Raw genomic sequence first — 14090 nt, 5'->3', positions numbered from 1 at the left:
TGTCTCACAGAACGCTGTTTCATTAAAATCAAAATGAAACAGCGTTCTGAAGATGTGCCTACTGCAGCTGGTCTTTATTAATACCCAACCGTTTCATGCGCGAAAGCAGCGTCGTGCGCTTTAATCCCAGACGCTGGGCCGCGCCCTTCGGTCCGGCGACCACGCCGTTGCTCTCTTTCAGCACCCGGACAATCAGCTGGTATTCGTCTTCCCCTTCCTCCGGCAGCACTTCCGCCGCCAGCGGCTCCGTCTCGATACTCATTTCCGGTAAGGAGAGCTGCAGCACGCTGCCGCGGGTCAGCAGCACCGCGCGCTCAATGACGTTCTCCAGTTCGCGCACGTTACCCGGCCACTCCATGCGGCTGAGCAGGCGCAGCGTTTCCGCCGGAATGCTATCAATGTTGCGCCCGAGACGGCGGGCAATTTTAAAAGTGAAGGCCTTCACCAGCAGGGGAATATCCTCCGGCCGCTCGCGCAGGGGAGGCAGGTGGATCGGGAAGACGTTCAGCCGATAGTAGAGATCGCTGCGAAACTCGCGATCGGCGACCATTTGCTTAAGATCGCGGTTGGTGGCGGCGATCAGGCGCACGTCGGTGTGAATCAGCTTATTGCTGCCGAGACGCTCGAACTCCTGCTCCTGCAACACGCGCAGCAGTTTCGGCTGTAGTTCAATCGGCATGTCGCCCACTTCATCGAGAAACAGCGAGCTTTTGTCCGCCAGTTCGAAACGGCCGATACGCTGGGCGCTGGCGCCGGTGAAGGCGCCGCGCTCGTGGCCAAACAGGTCGCTTTCCAGCAGCCCGGCGGGCATCGCCGCGCAGTTCATTTTGACCATCCGGCGGCTATTGCGGCCGCTCAGATTATGAATAGCGCGGGCAATCAGCTCCTTACCGGTGCCGGTTTCGCCGAGGATCAGCACCGTGCTGTCGCTCTGCGCCACCATCTCCACCTGCTTGAGCACGTTGTTCATGGCCTCGCTGCGGCCGATGATTTCGCCAAACTCGCTCTCGACGTTGTTAAGCTGTTCGGTCAGGGCGAGGTTCTCATCGACCAGCCGCTCTTTCAGCCGCTGAATCTCGCGGTAGGCGAGGGCGTTGTCGATGGCGATCGAGACGCGCTCGGCGATTTGCCGCAGCAGCTTGAGGTTGGTGGTGGTGAAGACTTTCTCATCGCACTGCGCCAGCTTCAGCACCCCAAGCAGGGTATTGCCGGACATCAACGGCAGCAGGCACAGGGTCTGAATTTTGTTATCCCACATCTCGAAAAGCATTTTTTCGTACGGCGCCAGCGGGTCGTGCTGATGCAGGTTGAGCAGCAGCATCTCTTTGCTTTTGAATACCCGTTCGGTCAGGGTACCGGCTTCGTCCACTTCGCTCTGGTCGTGCACCGGGTGGCTGGCGTCGAGGTAGTGGGTGGAGTAGATATTGAGCTTGCCTTTGCGGTTGCTGCGCAGTACCACGCTGATGGCGTCGATGCGGAAGTAGCGGTGGATCTCTTTGGCCACTTCGCTGACCAGTTCGTCGATATCCAGCCGCGAGAGTACCGCGTTGGTGATCGCCACCAGGATGCGGAAGTTGTCGCGTTCCCGGCACAGCAGGTCGTAATCAACGTTGTTGCTGACCCGGCTTTGGATCTGTTCGGTCACCACGGCAACGATTTGCGTAAAGGTGTGCAGCCGCTGGTACTCTTTTTCGGTCCACGGCCGGTTGTCGTCGCGAATAAATTCGCAGCCGCCGAAAATACGCCCTTCCGCCGCCAGCGGCAGCAGGCAGTAATAGCCAAAGCTGGGGTAGAGTCCGCTTACGGCGAGCTGCGGCCAGGTTTCGGCAAAGGTGGCGCTATCGCAATGCAGCGCATCCGGGCGCGAGAGCAGGCGTCGAACCGGGCCGTTGGCGAGGACGGTTTCATCCTCGTAGCTCACCGGCTGCCCCGCGTCGTCGCAGGCGTGCCGGACCGCGCGATGGTTGCCGGGATGCCACAGAATAATCGCCGCCCGGTCGGCGAGCGCGGACTGCTGCACCAGGCCGGTCAGCGTCTCGCTCAGCGCGGCCAGATCCGGCTGCTGTAATAAAATGCGGGTGATATCAAACAGACCCTGCTGCCCAAGATCGCCCATCGGTGTATACGACATTGCTTAAGTCCAAAAGCGCCGCAAAGCGGCGCAGAAGAAAGTGATGACACAAATAATAGTCTGTTAATAAAGCGGTTGTGACCGCCATTAACCCATCCGTGGGTGCCCGCTGGTTTGGGCTGGATAATCATGCTGGCTTTTCCCGGCTCGCGCTGCGCTTAGCCGGGCTACAGGTGCGCGCAGTGTTGTAGCCCGGATAAGGCGTTAGCCGCAATCCGGGGGCCCGCACCGTTAACAAATTCTCGGCAGCGGCTCGGCGTGAGGAAGATCCAGCGTGCGCTTCACGCCGTACAGACCAACAGAGCGCACGCCCGCGCGCGGCACAACCTCGCCGATTATCGCCGCATCGCGGCCTAATGGATGAGACCGTAAATGCGCAAGCACGCTTTCCGCCGCCTCGCGGGCAACGGCGATCAGCAGCTTGCCCTCGTTGGCGAAATTAAGCGCGTCCAGCCCCAGCAGCTCGCACACGCCGCGCACGGTATCGTTCACCGGCAGCTTATTCTCGTACAGTTCAATCCCGCAGCCGCTGGCGGCGGCGAATTCATGGGCCACCGCGTTAACGCCGCCGCGGGTGGCATCGCGCAGGGCTTTCACGCCAGCAACGTCGCGCAGCGTCTGAATCAAGGGCGTCAGCACCGCGCAGTCGCTGGACAGCGCGCCGTCAAGCCCCATCTGTTCGCGCAGGTTGAGGATCGTTGCCCCGTGATCGCCAAGCGTGCCGCTGACCAGCAGCACGTCTCCCGCGCTAATCTGCTGCGCCCCCCAGCGAATACCGGTAGGGATGACGCCGATCCCGGCGGTATTGATAAACAGCTTATCCGCCGCCCCGCGCGGCACCACTTTGGTATCGCCGGTGACAATGGCGATGCCGGCCTCCCGCGCGGTCTGCGCCATGCTGTTCACCACCGCTTCGAGGGTGGCCATCTCCAGCCCCTCTTCGAGAATAAACCCGCAGGAGAGATAGCGCGGCAGCGCGCCGCTCACCGCCACATCGTTGGCGGTGCCGCAGACCGCCAGCTTGCCGATATTGCCGCCTGGGAAAAACAGCGGATCGATGACGTAGCTGTCGGTGGAGAAGGCGAGCCTGTCGCCCTGCGCGCTAAGCTGGGCGAGATCGAGACGCGCCTGATCTTCCTGCTCCGCCAGCCAGGGGTTGGCGAAAGCCTGCATAAACAGGTCGCCGATCAGCTGCTGCATCGCCTGACCGCCGCTACCGTGGGCTAACTGAACGCTTTTCATGCTTCGATTTCCTGACTGCGATATTGATACCAGGCGGCGCAGGCGCCTTCCGATGAGACCATCAGCGCGCCGAATGCGCTCTGCGGGTTGCAGGTATTGCCGAATAGCGGGCACTGGTGCGGTTTGCAGCGGCCGGTCAGCACCTCGCCGCAGCGGGCGCGCGGGTCGTCGCTGACCCGCTGCGGCGCCGGGCGGAAATGTGCTTCGGCGTCGAAACGCTGATACGCGGCCGTCAGATGCACGCCGGAGTCGTTAATCACCCCCAGACCGCGCCACTCGCTATCGCCGCTAAGGCAAAACACCTCGGCGATGGCCGACTGCGCCAGCGGGTTGCCCGCATCGGGCACCACCCGGCGATACTGGTTCTCCACGTCGCTGTGCCGCGCTATTGTCTGCTCAACCAGCATCACCGCGCCTTGCAGTAGATCAAGCGGTTCGAATCCTGCCACCACTAAAGGACGATGATAGTCGCTGGCGATAAATCCGTAGGCGTCGGTGCCAATCACCATGCTGACGTGACCGGGGGCGAGAAACGCGTCGATACCGTTATCCGGCTGGTCGAGCAGGCTGCGCAGGGTCGGCAGCAGGGTGATGTGCTGGCAGAAAAAATAGAAGTTGGCGACGCCGCGCTTGCGGGCCTGGCGCAGGGTCAGGGCGGTGGCGGGCATCGTCGTTTCAAAACCAAGGCCGAAGAACACCACTTCACGCTCGGGGTGCTGCTGCGCCAGCTTCAGGGCGTCCATCGGCGAATAGACGATGCGGACGTCGGCGCCGCGCGATTTAGCCTGCAGCAGCGAGCCGTTTTTTCCCGGCACGCGCATGGCGTCGCCAAAGGTGCAGAAAATCACCCCCGGACGGCTGGCGATATCGATACAGGCGTCGATGCGCCCCATCGGCAGCACGCATACCGGGCAGCCGGGGCCGTGAATAAACTCGATATTTTCCGGCAGCAGCTGATCGAGGCCAAATTTAAAAATGGCGTGGGTATGACCGCCGCACACTTCCATAATGCGCAGCGGACGTTCGGCGGTATGCGGCAGCAGGCGCGCGCGCTGCCGGAGGTGTTCCACCAGCTGCATCACCTGTTCCGGAGCGCGGTATTCATCGACATAGCGCATTTACCGCTCCTCGCCGTACAGCAGCGCGCCGACGTCCGGCTCGACTTCAAACATATTTTGCAGCGCCTCGAGGGTATCGCGGGCTTCGGCTTCGTTAATCACGCTCATGGCGAAACCCACGTGGACCAGCACCCACTGGCCGAGACGCGGCTGGCCGCGATCGTCAACCGCGCCCACCAGGGTCAGGTCGACTTCGCGCTGAATGCCGCACACTTCGACCTTCGCCAGATTGCCGTCAATGGCGCAGATTTGTCCGGGAATGCCTATGCACATTGTTGCGTCTCCAGCCAGCTAAGCCACTGGTCCATGCCTTCGCCGCTGGTGGCGGAAAGCAGGATGATGTCAATATCCGGGTTCACCTCGCGGGCGCAGGCCAGGCACTTTTCTACGTCAAAGTTGAGATACGGCAGCAGGTCGACCTTGTTAAGCAGCATCAGGCTGGCGGCGGCGAACATATGCGGATACTTCAGCGGCTTGTCTTCGCCTTCGGTTACCGACAGCACCGCCACTTTATGACGTTCGCCGAGGTCAAAGCTCGCCGGACACACCAGGTTACCGACGTTTTCGATAAACAGAATGCCGTGGTCCGCCAGCGGCAGGCGCGGCGCGGCGTCGGCGATCATCTGCGCGTCGAGATGGCAGCCTTTGCCGGTGTTGACCTGAATCGCCGGGGTGCCGGTGGCGCGGATGCGCGCGGCGTCGTTCACCGTTTGCTGATCGCCTTCAATCACCGCGCAGGCGGTTCTCTCTTTCAGCCGCAGCAGGGTTTCCGTCAGCAGGGTAGTTTTGCCGGAGCCGGGGCTGGAGACCAGATTCAGCACCAGCTGGTTTTTAGCGGCGAAGCGCGCGCGGTTGCGGGCGGCGAGACGGTTGTTTTTATCCAGCACGTCGATTTCCACTTCCAGCATCCGCCGCTGGCTCTGGCCGGGCGCATGGGTACCCGCCTCGCCGTGACCGTAGTGCAGGTCGCCAGCCTCCGAGCGGGTGGGGGAAAAGTTATCGGTTTTCACGCCGGTAATGTTCATCATCTGGCGCGGGGCGGGCGCGAAGGGTGCGCTGCGAAACGCCGAATGCGGGTTATGCTCGTCGCCTTCTATATAAAGGTTGCCTTCACCGCAGCCGCAGGTTGTACACATAATCTTATTACTCCACTTCTAGTCGCTGAATCTGTAAGCCGTCATCCGCCACGATTTGCAGCCGGTCGCTCTGACACTGCGGGCAGCGGCGCACGTGCTGGGAGATGAGATGCACGTACTGCTGGCAGGATTCACACCAGCATTCAGCCTGTTGTTCGGCGATATGCAGCTCGCAGCCCTCCGCCAGCGTGCCGCGGCACACCAGCTCAAAGCAGAAGGTCAGCGCGCTGGCCTCCACGCAGGAAAACGCCCCGACCTTCAGCCACACGCCGGTCACCCGACGCGCGCCGGCCTGCAGCGCCTGCTGTTCGATAATTTCCAGCGCCCGCTGGCTAAGAGTGATTTCGTGCATGGTGCCTCCGTATCGCGATGGCCCTTTAATGCAATAACGATGCCAGGTCATAGGTAATGTCACGAAAATGTCGATGACACGCTGCAGACGTCGTCATCGACATGTCTTTCCGCCCCCCGTAATTTTATAAACATGTTTAAAATCAATTAATTAAATTTTGGCATGAAAAGTGCTTAACCGGTGCATCTCATACAACGGGGGATCCGGGATGACTATTTGGGAATTAAGTGAAAAGGCGGACTACATCGCCGATCGTCACCGTCAGCATCAGGAGCAGTGGCACACCTACTGCAACTCCTTGGTACAGGGGATAACCCTGTCGAAAGCGCGTCTGCATCACGCCATGAGCTGCGCGCCGGATAAAGAGCTGTGCTTCGTACTGTTTGGCCATTTTCAGGTCTACGTTGCGCTGGCGGAAGGGTTTAACAGCCACACCATCGAGTATTACGTGGAAACTAAAAACGGCGACGACAGACGTCTGATTGCCCAGGCCACGCTGGGCTCAGACGGCACCATTGATGGCCGGATTAGCAACCGCGATCGCGAGCAGGTTCTGGAGCACTATCTGGCGACTATCGCCAGCGTTTACGACCGTCTCTACGAGGCTATCGAACAAGACCAGCCGGTGGATTTAAGCCACCTGACGCTGGCCCGTTAATCGTCAGGTGTCGACAAGTGTCGAAGCTGACACCTGCGCAACCTGTTTTCGTCAAAAATGACTTTCACCTGAGGATGACCCGGTGAACCGTTTTGTAATTGCTGACTCCACCGTCTGTATCGGCTGTCGCACCTGCGAAGCCGCCTGCGCTGAGACTCACCGCCAGCAGGGCCTGCAGGCCATGCCCCGGCTGCATTTAATGCGCAATGAAAAAGAATCCGCGCCGCAGATGTGCCACCACTGTGAAGATGCTCCCTGCGCCGCCGTCTGCCCGGTTAACGCCATTAATCGCGTCGATGGCGCGGTGCAGCTCAATGAGAGCCTGTGCGTAAGCTGCAAGCTGTGCGGCATCGCCTGTCCGTTCGGCGCCATTGAGTTTTCCGGCAGCCGTCCGCTGGATATGCCGGCTAACGCCAATACGCCCCTGGCCCCCGCCGCGCCGCCGGCGCCGGCCCGCGTCAGCTCGCTGCTCGACTGGGTGCCGGGCGTGCGCGCCATCGCCGTCAAATGCGACCTGTGCCACTTCGATGAGCAGGGCCCGGCGTGCGTACGCACCTGCCCGACCAAAGCGCTGCTGCTGGTGGATATCCGCGATATCGCCCAGGCCAGCAAGCGTAAGCGGCAGCTGACTTTTAATACCGATCTCGGCGATCTGTCGCTGTTCCAGGCGCAACAAGGGGACGTGAAATGAGTGTGATTTCCTTAGTGAATCAGGCGGTGGCCTGGTACGCCGCCAGCGCGGTGCTGGCGTTTCTGTTCGCCCTGCGCAAACCGCTGAGCGGGGCGATCGCCGGGATTGGCGGCGCGGTCGCCAGCGCGATGCTGGTGCTGGCGGGCGGAACGGCGCTGCTGATGCCGGAGCGCGTTAGCGGCGGCATGCTGCAGATGCTGCATTTGACCCTGCGCGTGGGCGGCGTCAACGCGCTGTGGCTGCTGGCGATCGGCCTGTCGGCGCTGCCGATTTCGCTGTTCAATATCGCCTGGCATCGTCACCCGCAGGTGAAAGCCAACGGCCTGCTGGTGAATCTGCTGCTGGCCGCCGCCGTCTGCGCCGTGGTGGTGACAAACTTCGGCGCGCTGGTGGTGATGGCGGAGATTATGGCCCTTTGCGCCGCGTTTCTTACCGGCTGCGCGCAGTCCGGCAAGCTGTGGTTTGCGCTGGGTCGCCTCGGTACGCTGCTGATGGCGTGGAGCTGCTGGCTGGTCTGGTCGTCCTACGGCACCCTTGAGCTGGCGCAGATTACCCAGCTGGCGATGGCGGCGCCGCAGAACGCGCTGCTGTGGCTGCCGGGCCTGGTCGGCTTTGCGCTGCTGGCCGGAGTTATTCCGCTGCACGGCTGGGCGCCGCAGGCTCACGCCGGTGCCAGCGCGCCGGCCGCCGCGCTGTTTTCCACGGTGGTGATGAAGGTCGGTCTCTACGGCATCCTGACGGTCTCGCTGGCCGGCAGCGTACCGCCGCTGTGGTGGGGCGTGATGCTGCTGGTGTTGGGCATGATCACCGCCTTCGTCGGCGGGCTGTACGCCCTGATGGAGCACAATATTCAGCGCCTGCTGGCGTACCACACCCTGGAAAACATCGGCATTATCCTGCTCGGCCTCGGGGCGTTCGTCACCGGCGTGGCGACCCATAACCCGACCCTGATGGTGCTGGGCTTTATTGGCGGCATGTATCACCTGATCAACCATAGCCTGTTTAAAACCACCCTGTTCCTCGGCGCGGGGGCGGTGTGGTTCCGCACCGGCCATCGCGATATCGAAAAGCTCGGCGGGATCGGCAAGAAAATGCCGCTGATTTCGCTCGCGATGCTGGTGGGCCTGATGGCGATGGCCGCGCTGCCGCCGCTGAACGGCTTTGCCGGGGAGTGGGTTATCTATCAGTCCTTCTTTAAGCTGAGCACCGGCGACGCGTTTGTTGGCCGCCTGCTCGGGCCGCTGCTGGCGGTGGGCCTGGCGATTACCGGCGCGCTGGCGGTGATGTGTATGGCGAAAGTCTACGGCGTCACCTTCCTCGGCGCGCCGCGAAGCAAAGAGGCGGAAAACGCCACCTGCGCGCCGGGGCTGATGACCTTTAGCGTGGTACTGGCCGCCGTCTGCTGCGTGATTGGCGGGGTTGCCGCGCCGTGGCTGCTGCCGCTGGTGAGCGGGGCGTTTCCGGTGCAGGCGGAGGTCTCCAGCGCGGTGTCCCAGCCGATGATCGCCATTCTGCTGATTGCCTGCCCGCTCCTGCCGCTGCTGCTGATGATCTTCTTCAAGGGCGATCGCCTGCCGGCGCGCTCCCGCGGCGCGGCCTGGGTCTGCGGCTACGACCATGAAAAATCCATGGTGGTGACCGCCCACGGTTTCGCCATGCCGGTGAAAGAAGCCTTTGCGCCGATTCTGAAACTGCGCCACTGGCTGAACCCGGTGCGCCTGGTGCCCGGCTGGCAGAACGCTTCCGCGCCTGCGCTATTTCGCGGCGTGGCGCTGGTGGAGCTGGCGGTACTGGTGGTGATTGTGATTTCCCGAGGAGCCTGAGAATGAGCGTATTAATTGCATTGTTGCAGGCGCTGGTGCTGTTCGCCGTCGCGCCGCTGTTGTCCGGGGTGACCCGCGTCGCCCGCGCGCGTCTGCATAATCGCCGCGGTCCGGGCGTGCTGCAGGAGTACCGGGACATTCTGAAACTGCTGGGCCGCCAGAGCGTTGGCCCGGATGCCTCCGGCTGGGTCTTCCGCCTGACGCCGTACGTGATGGTCGGCGTGATGCTGACCATCGCCACCGCGCTGCCGGTGGTGACCGTTGATTCGCCGATGGCGGGGCTGGGCGACCTGATTACCCTGATCTACCTGTTCGCTATCGCCCGCTTCTTCTTTGCTATTTCCGGCCTTGATACCGGCAGCCCATTTACCGCTATCGGGGCGAGCCGCGAAGCGATGCTCGGCGTGCTGGTGGAGCCCATCCTGCTGCTCGGCCTGTGGGTCGCGGCGCAGGTCGCGGGGTCCACCCATATCAGCAGTATCACCGACACCATTTATCACTGGCCTGTCGCCCGCACTCTTCCGCTGATTCTGGCGCTGTGCGCCTGCGCCTTCGCCACCTTTATCGAAATGGGCAAGCTGCCGTTCGACCTGGCGGAAGCGGAGCAGGAGCTGCAGGAAGGCCCGCTCTCGGAATACAGCGGCAGCGGCTTCGGCGTGCTGAAGTGGGGCATCAGCCTCAAGCAGCTGGTGGTCCTGCAGATGTTCGTCGGCGTATTTATCCCGTGGGGACAGATGACCAGCTTTAGCGTCGGCGGTCTGCTGCTGGCGCTGGTGGTTGCCGTCGTCAAGCTGGTGCTCGGCGTGCTGGTGATTGCGCTGTTCGAAAACAGCATGGCGCGTCTGCGCTTTTGCGCCACCTCCCGCGTCACCTGGGCCGGGTTTGGTTTTGCCTTTTTAGCCTTCGTCTCCTTGCTGGTGGCGTGATTTAAGAGAGTTTGAGCATGTCTGAAGAAAAAATCGGTCAACACTATCTCGCCGCGCTGCATCAGGCCTTTCCGGGCGTGGTGCTGGATGAAGCCTGGCAGACCAAAGACCAGTTGACGGTCACGGTGAAGGTCAACTATCTGCCGGAAGTGGTCGAGTTCCTGTACTACAAGCAGGGCGGCTGGCTGTCGGTGCTGTTCGGCAACGATGAACGCAAGCTGAACGGCCACTACGCCGTCTACTACGTGCTGTCGATGGAGCAGGGCACGAAGTGCTGGATCACCGTGCGCGTGGAAGTGGACGCCAATAAACCCGAGTATCCGTCGGTGACGCCGCGCGTGCCGGCGGCGGTATGGGGCGAGCGCGAAGTGCGCGACATGTACGGCCTGGTGCCGGTGGGGCTGCCGGACGAGCGCCGGCTGGTGCTGCCGGACGACTGGCCGGATGAACTCTATCCGCTGCGTAAAGACAGCATGGACTACCGCCAGCGTCCGGCGCCGACCACCGACGCCGAAACCTACGAGTTTATCAACGAGCTGGGCAGCAAGAAAAACAACGTGGTGCCGATTGGCCCGCTGCACGTCACCTCCGACGAACCGGGCCACTTCCGCCTGTTCGTTGACGGCGAGAATATTATCGACGCCGACTACCGCCTGTTCTACGTCCATCGCGGGATGGAAAAGCTGGCGGAAACCCGGATGGGCTACAACGAAGTCACCTTCCTGTCGGACCGGGTGTGCGGTATCTGCGGTTTCGCCCACAGCACCGCCTACACCACTTCGGTGGAGAACGCGATGGGGATCGTGGTGCCGGAGCGCGCGCAGATGATCCGCGCCATTCTGCTGGAGGTGGAGCGCCTGCACTCGCACCTGCTGAACCTCGGCCTCGCCTGCCACTTTACCGGCTTCGACTCCGGGTTTATGCAGTTCTTCCGCGTGCGCGAAACCTCGATGAAGATGGCGGAAATTCTTACCGGGGCGCGTAAAACCTACGGTCTGAACCTGATTGGCGGCATTCGTCGCGATCTGCTGAAAGAGGACATGATCCAGACCCGCCAGCTGGCGCAGCAGATGCGCCGCGACGTGCAGGAGCTGGTGGATATGCTGCTCAGCACGCCGAATATGGAGCAGCGTACCGTGGGCATCGGTCGTCTCGACCCGCAAATCGCCCGCGACTTCAGCAACGTTGGTCCGATGGTGCGCGCCAGCGGCCACGCCCGCGATACCCGCGCCGATCACCCGTTTGTCGGCTACGGCCTGCTGCCGATGGAAGTGCACAGCGAACAGGGCTGCGACGTCATCTCGCGCCTGAAGGTGCGCATCAACGAGGTCTACACCGCGCTGAACATGATCGACTTCGGCCTCGATAACCTGCCGGGCGGCCCGCTGATGGTCGAAGGGTTCACCTATATTCCGCACCGCTTCGCGCTGGGCTTCTCGGAAGCGCCGCGCGGAGATGATATCCACTGGAGCATGACCGGCGACAACCAGAAGCTGTACCGCTGGCGCTGCCGGGCGGCGACCTACGCCAACTGGCCGACCCTGCGCTATATGCTGCGCGGCAATACCGTCTCCGACGCGCCGCTGATTATCGGCAGCCTCGACCCGTGCTACTCCTGCACCGACCGCATGACCGTAGTCGACGTGCGCAAGAAGAAAAGCAAAGTGGTGCCGTACAAAGAGCTGGAGCGCTACAGCATCGAGCGTAAGAGCTCGCCGCTGAAATAAGGAATCGCCATGTTTACCTTTATTAAAAAAGTCATCAAAACCGGCACCGCGACGCACTCATACCCGCTGGAGCCGATGCCGGTGGATAAAAACTTCCGCGGCAAACCGGAGCATAACCCGCAGCAGTGCATCGGCTGCGCCGCCTGCGTTAACGCCTGTCCGTCGAACGCCCTGACGGTGGAGACCGATCTGGCCACCAACCAGCTGGCGTGGCAGTTCAACCTCGGACGCTGCATTTTCTGTGGACGCTGCGAAGAGGTTTGCCCGACGGCGGCGATTAGGCTCTCTCAGGAGTACGAGCTGGCGGTGTGGAAAAAAGAGGATTTCCTCCAGCAGTCGCGTTTTGCCATCTGCCACTGTCGGGTATGCGCACGGCCGTTCGCCGTACAGAAAGAGATCGACTACGCCATCGCGCTGCTCAAACACAACGGCGACAGCCGCGCCGAGCTGCATCGCGAAAGCTTTGAGACCTGCCCGGAGTGTAAACGCCAGAAGTGCCTGGTGCCGTCCGACCGTATTGAACTGACTCGCCATATGAGAGAGGCCAGCTGATGAGCAACTTATTAGGCCCGCGCGATGAAAACGGCATTCCGGTGCCGATGACGGTGGATGAGTCCATCGCCAGCATGAAGGCATCGCTGCTGAAGAAAATTAAGCGTTCCGCCTACGTCTACAGGGTGGACTGCGGCGGCTGCAACGGCTGCGAGATCGAGATTTTCGCTACCCTGTCGCCGCTGTTCGACGCCGAGCGTTTTGGGATCAAAGTGGTGCCGTCGCCGCGTCACGCCGATATTCTGCTGTTTACCGGGGCGGTAACCCGGGCGATGCGTTCTCCCGCGCTGCGCGCGTGGCAGTCCGCGCCGGACCCGAAAATCTGTATCTCCTACGGCGCCTGCGGCAACAGCGGCGGCATCTTCCACGACCTCTACTGCGTATGGGGCGGCACCGATAAAATCGTGCCGGTGGATGTCTATATTCCCGGCTGCCCGCCGACCCCCGCCGCGACGCTGTACGGCTTCGCGATGGCGCTGGGCCTGCTGGAACAGAAAATCCACGCTCGTCTGCCGGGCGAACAGGACGAACGGCCGACCGAGCTTCTGCACCCGGATATGGTACAGCCGCTGCGGGTGCGCATCGACCGCGAAGCGCGCCGGCTGGCGGGCTATCGCTACGGTCGCCAGATAGCCGACGACTATATGCGCCTGCTGGGGCAGGGCGATAGCCAGGTGGTGCGCTGGCTGGAGGCGGAAAAAGATCCGCGCCTGACCGAGATCGTCACCCATCTGAACCAGGTGGTCGAGGGAGCGCGTATCCGATGAGCGAGACGGTGGTGTTCAGTCAGCTGAGCCGTAAATTTATTGATGAGAACGATGCGACGCCCGACCAGGCGCAGCAGGTGGTCTATTACAGCCTGGCGATTGGCCACCACCTCGGCGTCATCGACTGCCTTGAGGCGGCGTTGAGCTGCCCGTGGCAGGCGTATCTGGCGTGGATTGCGACCCTCGAAGAGGGCAGCACCGCGCGGCGCAAAATGGAAGGCGTGCCGAAGTACGGCGAGATTGTTATTGACAGCAATCATGTGACGATGCTGGCCAACGCTTTTGATAAAGCGCAGGCCCGGCAGACCCCCGAGCAGCAGGCGTGGAGCAAAACGCTGCTCAGCATGCTTCATGATATTCACCAGGAAAGCGCCATCTACCTGATGGTGAGGAGACTCCGTGACTGACGTTTTACTCTGTGTCGGCAATAGTATGATGGGCGACGACGGCGCAGGTCCGCTGCTGGCGGAGATGTGCGCGGCTAATCCCGTCGGCGAATGGGTGGTGATTGACGGCGGCAGCGCGCCGGAGAACGATATCGTCGCCATTCGCGAGCTGCGCCCCGAGCGCCTGCTGATCGTCGATGCCACCGATATGGGCCTGAATCCCGGCGAGATCCGCATCGTCGATCCGGACGATATCGCCGAGATGTTTATGATGACCACCCACAATATGCCGCTCAACTATCTGATCGATCAGCTAAAAGAGGATATCGGCGAGGTGATTTTCTTGGGTATTCAGCCGGATATCGTCGGCTTTTATTACCCGATGACCCAGCCGATTAAGGACGCGGTCGAGGTGGTGTACGCGCGGCTTGATGGCTGGCAGGGGAATGGCGGTTTTGCGGCACTTGAAGCCGCAGAGGAGCCGGCGTTCCCCGGCTAAGCGCAGCGCGAGCCGGAAGTTCGGCCTGGGGGAGCAAGCGTACTTTTTTCCCGGGTCGCGGCGTAAACGCCTTACCCGGGCT

At 61.9% G+C, this 14090-nt stretch carries 15 protein-coding genes; 9 read left to right on the top strand and 6 right to left on the bottom strand.

Going from position 1 to position 14090, the window contains the following annotated elements; genetic code table 11:
- Positions 1-58 precede the first annotated feature (58 nt).
- The 6 genes from flhA to hypA all read right to left on the bottom strand — a co-directional run bounded on the left by flhA (position 59) and on the right by hypA (position 5979).
- Complete coding sequence (gene flhA / locus ABLU67_RS22665; protein ID WP_048260210.1) at positions 59-2131, bottom strand: formate hydrogenlyase transcriptional activator FlhA; 2073 nt, start codon at positions 2129-2131, stop codon at positions 59-61.
- 231 nt (positions 2132-2362) lie between these two features.
- Complete coding sequence (gene hypE, locus ABLU67_RS22660; RefSeq protein WP_046877484.1) at positions 2363-3373, bottom strand: hydrogenase expression/formation protein HypE; 1011 nt, start codon at positions 3371-3373, stop codon at positions 2363-2365.
- Complete coding sequence (hypD, locus tag ABLU67_RS22655) at positions 3370-4491, bottom strand: hydrogenase formation protein HypD (protein ID WP_185219870.1); 1122 nt, start codon at positions 4489-4491, stop codon at positions 3370-3372. The genes hypE and hypD overlap by 4 nt, the downstream gene beginning before the upstream one ends.
- Positions 4492-4764, bottom strand: coding sequence for a HypC/HybG/HupF family hydrogenase formation chaperone (locus ABLU67_RS22650; protein ID WP_004104861.1), 273 nt, complete (start codon positions 4762-4764; stop codon positions 4492-4494). It abuts the gene before it with no gap.
- Positions 4755-5627, bottom strand: coding sequence for a hydrogenase nickel incorporation protein HypB (gene hypB, locus ABLU67_RS22645; RefSeq protein WP_348852542.1), 873 nt, complete (start codon positions 5625-5627; stop codon positions 4755-4757). The genes ABLU67_RS22650 and hypB overlap by 10 nt, the downstream gene beginning before the upstream one ends.
- Before the next feature lie 7 nt (positions 5628-5634).
- Positions 5635-5979 carry a hydrogenase maturation nickel metallochaperone HypA gene (gene hypA, locus ABLU67_RS22640; RefSeq protein WP_004114752.1) on the bottom strand — a complete coding sequence of 115 codons (345 nt, stop codon included), beginning with the start codon at positions 5977-5979 and terminating at the stop codon, positions 5635-5637.
- Positions 5980-6187: 208 nt separating this feature from the next.
- Between hypA and hycA the strand changes: the two genes are divergently transcribed.
- The 9 genes from hycA (at position 6188) to hycI (ending at position 14008) form a co-directional block, all read left to right on the top strand.
- Entirely contained in the window at positions 6188-6637 is a 450-nt protein-coding gene (gene hycA / locus ABLU67_RS22635; RefSeq protein WP_004134329.1) for a formate hydrogenlyase regulator HycA, read from the top strand.
- An 82-nt stretch (positions 6638-6719) separates the two neighbouring features.
- Positions 6720-7328: a 4Fe-4S dicluster domain-containing protein gene (locus ABLU67_RS22630; RefSeq protein WP_014839318.1), complete on the top strand. Its 609-nt coding sequence runs from the start codon at positions 6720-6722 to the stop codon at positions 7326-7328.
- Complete coding sequence (hycC, locus tag ABLU67_RS22625) at positions 7325-9151, top strand: formate hydrogenlyase subunit 3 (protein WP_025107276.1); 1827 nt, start codon at positions 7325-7327, stop codon at positions 9149-9151. The genes ABLU67_RS22630 and hycC overlap by 4 nt, the downstream gene beginning before the upstream one ends.
- Positions 9152-9153: 2 nt before the next feature.
- On the top strand, positions 9154-10077 hold the full coding sequence (locus ABLU67_RS22620) for a respiratory chain complex I subunit 1 family protein (RefSeq protein ID WP_004104852.1): 924 nt from the start codon (positions 9154-9156) through the stop codon (positions 10075-10077).
- Between the two features lie 17 nt (positions 10078-10094).
- A complete protein-coding gene (hycE, locus tag ABLU67_RS22615; RefSeq protein WP_104011373.1) occupies positions 10095-11804 on the top strand; it encodes a formate hydrogenlyase subunit HycE in 1710 nt (569 codons plus the stop codon).
- 9 nt (positions 11805-11813) lie between these two features.
- A complete protein-coding gene (locus ABLU67_RS22610; RefSeq protein WP_025107277.1) occupies positions 11814-12356 on the top strand; it encodes a formate hydrogenlyase complex iron-sulfur subunit in 543 nt (180 codons plus the stop codon).
- Positions 12356-13123: an NADH-quinone oxidoreductase subunit B family protein gene (locus ABLU67_RS22605; protein ID WP_032750980.1), complete on the top strand. Its 768-nt coding sequence runs from the start codon at positions 12356-12358 to the stop codon at positions 13121-13123. The genes ABLU67_RS22610 and ABLU67_RS22605 overlap by 1 nt, the downstream gene beginning before the upstream one ends.
- Positions 13120-13530: a formate hydrogenlyase maturation HycH family protein gene (locus ABLU67_RS22600; protein WP_014226530.1), complete on the top strand. Its 411-nt coding sequence runs from the start codon at positions 13120-13122 to the stop codon at positions 13528-13530. The genes ABLU67_RS22605 and ABLU67_RS22600 overlap by 4 nt, the downstream gene beginning before the upstream one ends.
- Positions 13523-14008 carry a hydrogenase maturation peptidase HycI gene (gene hycI / locus ABLU67_RS22595; RefSeq protein ID WP_032694626.1) on the top strand — a complete coding sequence of 162 codons (486 nt, stop codon included), beginning with the start codon at positions 13523-13525 and terminating at the stop codon, positions 14006-14008. Before ABLU67_RS22600 ends, hycI begins: the two co-directional genes overlap by 8 nt.
- Positions 14009-14090 lie beyond the last annotated feature (82 nt).

Source organism: Klebsiella sp. GN_Kp190 (genome assembly GCF_040061795.1).
GTDB lineage: Bacteria > Pseudomonadota > Gammaproteobacteria > Enterobacterales > Enterobacteriaceae > Klebsiella > Klebsiella michiganensis.
Note: the sequence above shows the minus strand (reverse complement) of the source record. Positions and strands in the feature narration are given on the sequence as shown.